General features: G+C 66.3%; 1 protein-coding gene. It reads left to right on the top strand.

Annotated elements, in window-relative coordinates; all coding sequences use genetic code 11:
* Positions 1-420: 420 nt before the first annotated feature.
* On the top strand, positions 421-1,670 hold a 1,250-nt coding region (locus DOM66_RS19390), incomplete at its 3' end, for a methyl-accepting chemotaxis protein (RefSeq protein WP_157959115.1).

The raw sequence follows: 1,670 nt of genomic DNA, 5'->3' as shown, positions 1-1,670 counted from the left end.
ACTCGACAGCGTGACCCAGCAGAACGCCAGCATGGTGCAGCAGACTGCCACCGCCGCCGCCGCGCTGCAGCAGGAGTCGCAGCGCCTGGCCGAGACGGTGGGCGTGTTCACCCTGGATGACACGGGGGCTCACAAGCGCCCGGCGTTGAGCTGACCCGATGGAGGGCCGGGGCGTCAGTCCCGGCTCTCTCCTTATCTTTGCGCGAGCGTCTTTACGCTAGCCTTACCTTTTCAAACCGTCCCTAAAGTTTGCTTTGGCAACGGCGATATCCCAGAGACAGTGCCGAGTGCGCCCGTGTCGTGATGACCCGGGCCGTTCGGGCTGGGGCCAGTTGATTCCAACAATAAACCTATGCGAACGGCGTGCGCCGATCGCTCGTAGCGCCACCGGCGCGACTGCCTTCCACGAGGGACACTCTTATGCACTTCAAATCCATACGTACGCTGGTCACGCTGCTGGTGGGGGCGTGCATTGTCTTCGTGGTCGCGGCGCTGGTGGGTTACACCATCTACGCCAACACCCGCTCGCAGGCGCTGGTGGACAGCCGCACCGATGAGCTGCTGACCGCCAGCATTCGCGAGCGCCTGAACGCGGTGGCCGGACGCGAGGCCGAACGTATCCAGGCGCGTCTCGATCACGCCCTGACCCTGGCGCACTCCCTCGCCAACACCAATGCGCTGATGGGCGCGGTCGACGACCAGGGCCGGCGGCGGCTCTCGCTGGGCCGCGACGAACTCTCCAACCTGGTGCGCCAGACGGTGGTCGACAATCCCGACCTGCTCGACGCCTTCATCGGCTGGGAGCCCAATGCCTTCGGCAGTGATGCCAACTATCTGGGCCGCGAGGCGGATGGCTACGGCGAGGATGGGCGCTTCATGCCGTGGTGGTATCGCACCGCCGACGGCAAGATCGCGGTGGCCGCACTCGGCAGCTCGATGGAGAGCGAAAAGATCAATGCCAGCGGGATACGCGTGGGCGAGTACTATCTCTGCCCCAAAGAGACCCTGAAGCCCTGTGTGGTGGATCCCCACCCCTACGACTACAACGGCAAGACGCTGATGGTGACCTCGTTCAACGTGCCGATCCTGGTCGACGGTGAGTTCCGCGGCATCGCCGGGGTCGATCTCTCGGTCGACTTCATCCAGGGGCTGCTCAACGACGCCAGCCGTGCGCTTTACGACGGTGCCGGCGACTGGACGCTGATCGCCCCGCGTGGCGGAATCACCGCCTACACCGACGACCCCAAGATCGTGGGCAAGAACGCCAGCGAGGTGTTCGATGCCGACGTCAATGCGCTGCTCGAACAGGCTCGCCAGGGCCAGCCTGAGCTGCGTGAGGAGGGCGACCAGATCGAGATGGCGTGGCCGTTCCATGTCGGCGCGGCCGACGGCAAGCCCTGGATCGTATTGATCAGCCTGCCCCAGAGCGTGGCCATGGCCGGTATCAACGACCTGCAGCAGCAGCTCGCCGGCCAGCGCCATCAGGACACCCTGGCGATGCTCGCGGTGGGCGCCGGTCTGGCCGGGCTGGGGCTGCTCGTGAGCTGGCTGCTCGGCGGCAGTCTGTCACGGCCGCTCCAGCGGTTGGCGCTGCGCATGCGCGAGATCGCCTCGGGTGACGGTGACCTGACCCAGCGGCTGCCGGTGCGCGGGCGAACGAGAGCGCCGAG

Source organism: Salinicola endophyticus (assembly GCF_003206575.1).
In the GTDB taxonomy this organism is placed as follows: domain Bacteria; phylum Pseudomonadota; class Gammaproteobacteria; order Pseudomonadales; family Halomonadaceae; genus Salinicola; species Salinicola endophyticus.
The sequence above is the reverse complement of the archived record's forward strand: the minus strand, read 5'-3'. Positions and strand labels throughout refer to the sequence as shown.